Source organism: Paracoccus sp. JM45 (assembly GCF_003590715.1).
In the GTDB taxonomy this organism is placed as follows: Bacteria; Pseudomonadota; Alphaproteobacteria; order Rhodobacterales; family Rhodobacteraceae; genus Paracoccus.
In genome coordinates this window covers 1-3,440 of sequence record NZ_QQVY01000047.1, presented here as the reverse complement: position 1 = coordinate 3,440, position 3,440 = coordinate 1, and the positions used below count along the sequence as shown (strand labels likewise).

At 54.6% G+C, this 3,440-nt stretch carries 3 protein-coding genes and 1 pseudogene; 3 read left to right on the top strand and 1 reads right to left on the bottom strand.

Translation table 11 applies throughout. From position 1 onward, the window contains the following. Both DWB67_RS17525 and DWB67_RS17520 read left to right on the top strand, forming a co-directional pair. On the top strand, positions 1-324 hold a 324-nt coding region (locus tag DWB67_RS17525), incomplete at its 5' end, for a transposase (protein ID WP_370453608.1). A gap of 280 nt (positions 325-604) precedes the next feature. After that, positions 605-1,846: a GAF domain-containing sensor histidine kinase gene (locus DWB67_RS17520; protein WP_119808826.1), complete on the top strand. Its 1,242-nt coding sequence runs from the start codon at positions 605-607 to the stop codon at positions 1,844-1,846. A 13-nt stretch (positions 1,847-1,859) separates the two neighbouring features. Here the strand turns inward: DWB67_RS17520 and DWB67_RS17515 are convergent. Continuing rightward, a pseudogene (locus DWB67_RS17515) lies at positions 1,860-2,618 on the bottom strand (IS5 family transposase). A gap of 187 nt (positions 2,619-2,805) precedes the next feature. On the opposite strand from DWB67_RS17515, the gene DWB67_RS17510 reads away from it, so the two are divergent. Next, positions 2,806-3,440, top strand: a 635-nt coding sequence (locus DWB67_RS17510) for an IS5 family transposase (protein ID WP_119808827.1), incomplete at its 3' end; no start/stop codon positions are given.

The window sequence follows — 3,440 nt, the reverse complement described above, 5'->3', positions numbered from 1 at the left end:
CACGACGCGGTCGCCGACCGCGGCGCGGCAGCAATCATTCCGCCCCGTCGCAATGCGAGGCTCTGGAAGCCGGACACGGCAGGAGCCCGAGCGCGCAACGAGATCCTGCGGACGTCAAAACTTCTTGGCCGGGCGCTTTGGCGGAATTGGAGCGGCTACCACCGACGTAGCAGGGTAGAGACAAAAATGAACTGCGTGAAGCTGATCGGACAAAGGCTGATGTCCCGCGACTTCGACCACCAAATTGCAGAAGTTCAGATCCGTGCGGCGGTCATGAACCGCTTCACTACCCTCGACATCCCCGTCACTGTGCCCCTGGGATAAGTGTGGCCGGGGAAAGGGATACTGCGGTCATTAGCTGATTTGTGCAACAGCGCCCTAGTGCCTCCATATTCGTTCGTGGCCACTGCGAAAGCAGTGAAGGCACGCTTGTGCTTCTGCAAGTCAACCAAAATCATGTCATTCGCTTTGAAAGCATGAAGGAATATTGCCCACCGGCATGTTTTAAAATATTTCTATCGATCAAAAGGGGAGGCCGTCAGCTTGCTTCCTTTACAAACAGGAACGCGGATGTAGTCCCAAGCCCAACCGCAAGGAGACACGAATGATAGATAGGACGCCTCCGAATGTGATTACACAGGATCATTCTGCATATTTAGAGGGAACGCATAACTTTCAAAATGACATTGAGATGCTTGCTAATAGTGCATTGATCGGTACTATTCTGGAAACAGTGATGTTGGCCACGAACATGCGATTTGCAGCTGTCGCGCGCGTAACGGCTGATCGTTGGGTAGCATGTCGAACAGTAGACGAGGTCAATTTCGGCTTGGCTGCGGGCGATGAAATCGAAATACAATCTACTTTTTGTCAGTCAGTTCGCGAAACATCCCGTAAGGTTATGTTTAATGACGTGTCGACTGACGAAGTCTATGGTGGCCATCCTATTGCGGCCAAGTTCGGCATCGTCAGCTATGCTTCAATTCCGATCCATCGTAGTGACGGGACCTTTTTCGGGACATTATGCGCAATCGATACAGAGGCGCGTGATGTCAAACATCCACGCGCCGTGGCAATGCTGGAAATGTTTGCCGATATCATTGGCCGAAGCCTTGAAACAGAAGAGCGTTTAAAAGCGCAGGAGCAGCTGGTTGCGCAGGAGCGCGAATTAAGCCGCATCCAAGAGGAATTTATAGCAGTTCTTGGACATGACTTGCGCAATCCCGTGGCAGCACTAGACGCTGGCTTCCGGCAGCTGGGCACAGAGCCTATGACCGAAAAGGCGCAGACTATCCTTCCATTAATGCGCGCATCTTTGCGCCGCATGAACGATCTTATCGAAAATATTATGCTGCACGCCAAAGCACGGCTGGGTGGCGGTATCCGCATTTCGGCCGAATTCAATGCGCCGCTTACCGAGGCGATAACTCAAGTTGTCGAAGAAGTCCGCGCCACGTCATCGGATCATGAAATCACACTGGATTTGTGCTTTGACCGTCCTGTTAGCTGCGATGCTCCGCGCGTCGCACAAGCTATTTCAAACATACTATCCAATGCTGTGCGTTACGGCACATTGGAGACACATATTCACGTGCGGGGTCTGATAGACATATCGGGCGTTCAGATAAGTGTCGCAAATCAAGGTGCAGCAGTGCCTATTGAACTGCATCAAAATCTTTTCCAACCCTTCCAGCGCGGCGCCCATGCCGCTGGGGAGGGGTTAGGTCTTGGGCTATATATCGCCTCCTCTATTGCGATCGCGCATAATGGCCGGATCGAAGTTACATGTGAACGCGGAACGACAACTTTCAACTTCAAGATTCCACTATTGCTGTCAACCAGTTAGGGCCCGTGGACATTCATCTTGAAGCAATCAGGGCTGCGGCGAGGTTCCAATTGGCGGTGTAGCTGCAATCGGTCTTGTCATAGCGTGTTGCTATGCCTCGGAATTCCTTGATCTTTGCGAAGTAGTTTTCAATCATATGGCGCCACTTGTAAGCGTCTGCGTCGTAGTTGCGCTTGTTGCTTTCGGTTTGATTTCGGTGGGATCACGGCGCATGCCCCACGTGCATCCAGTTCTTCCAGAAGCCAGTTCGCGTCAAACGCTTTGTCTGCAAGAAGAGCCCCGAAGGGAACTTTACGGATCAGTGGCGCGACGCCTTTTGTGTCATGTGCCTGCCCGGGCAATAATAGGAAACGGATCAGATTGCCGAGCGCATCCACTAGCGCGACGATTTTAGTCGTCAGGCCGCCACGCGAGCGTCCGATGGCCTGAGCCTGAGTCCCCCTTTTGCGCCGGTTGCCTTCTGGTGAACCTGAACGATGGTGCCGTCGATGAGGGCATATTCAAGGTCGGGGTCACCACTCATGGCTATGAAAAGGCTCTCGAAAACCCCTGCTTTCGCCCATCTGCGGAAGCAGCGGAACTGGCTGTTCCAGTTGTCGAAGGCGGGCGGCAGATCGCGCCATGGAGACCCGGTGCGAACGCGCCAGAACACCGCTTCCAGAAACAGACGGTTATCATTTGCCGTAGCCCCCGCGTCGCTGGCTTTTCCAGGCAAATGCGGCTCAAGCCGCCGCCACACACGATCCGTCACCACAAAGCGCTGCTCGTTCATCCCAACCTCCGTTTGGGAGATTTGAATCAGAAATCAAAATCTATGGGAAGTATGATTGTCCACGGGCTCTAGTCCGATTACAAAATATTTATTACGATTTAAAAGTTGGCTTATGATTGACTGGGCTCTGTTGCGCAAATCCGTTCGGGGGATTCATCTCGTGAATCGAGCATGGTAGCTGGGTGGCATGAGCAGACCTACACCCCCGACCTACAAGACCAGGAACTGGCCAGCCTACAATGAAGCGCTCAAGCGCAGGGGCTCGCTGACGATCTGGTTTGACCCCGACATGACCTGGGATGCCGCGCCGACAGGACGGCGTGGCCGCCATCTGACCTATAGCGACGCCGCTATCCAGACGTGCCTTTCAATGAAGGTCTTGTTCGGTATGGCGCTCCGGCAAACGACTGGTTTCGTCGAGAGCCTGCTGAAGTTGGTCGGCTTGGACTGGGCGGTGCCCGATTTCAGCACGCTGTCTCGTCGACAGAAGACCTTGGCCGTGAACATCCCCTATCGCGGCTCCAAGGGCCCGCTGCATCTGCTGATCGACAGCACCGGCATCAAGGTCGAGGGCGAAGGGGAGTGGAATGCCCGCAAGCACGGCGGTCCCAAACGGCGGGTCCGGCGAAAGATCCACCTCGGGATCGATGAGCAAACGTTGGAGATCCGTGCCGTTGAGTTCACCAGCAGTGGCATCGGCGACGCCCCAATGTTGCCGGAACTGCTCGATCAGATCCCACCCGAACAAGAGATCGGCAGCGTCACCGCAGACGGCGCCTATGACACGCGCAAGTGTCATGATGCCATTGCGGCTCGTGGCGC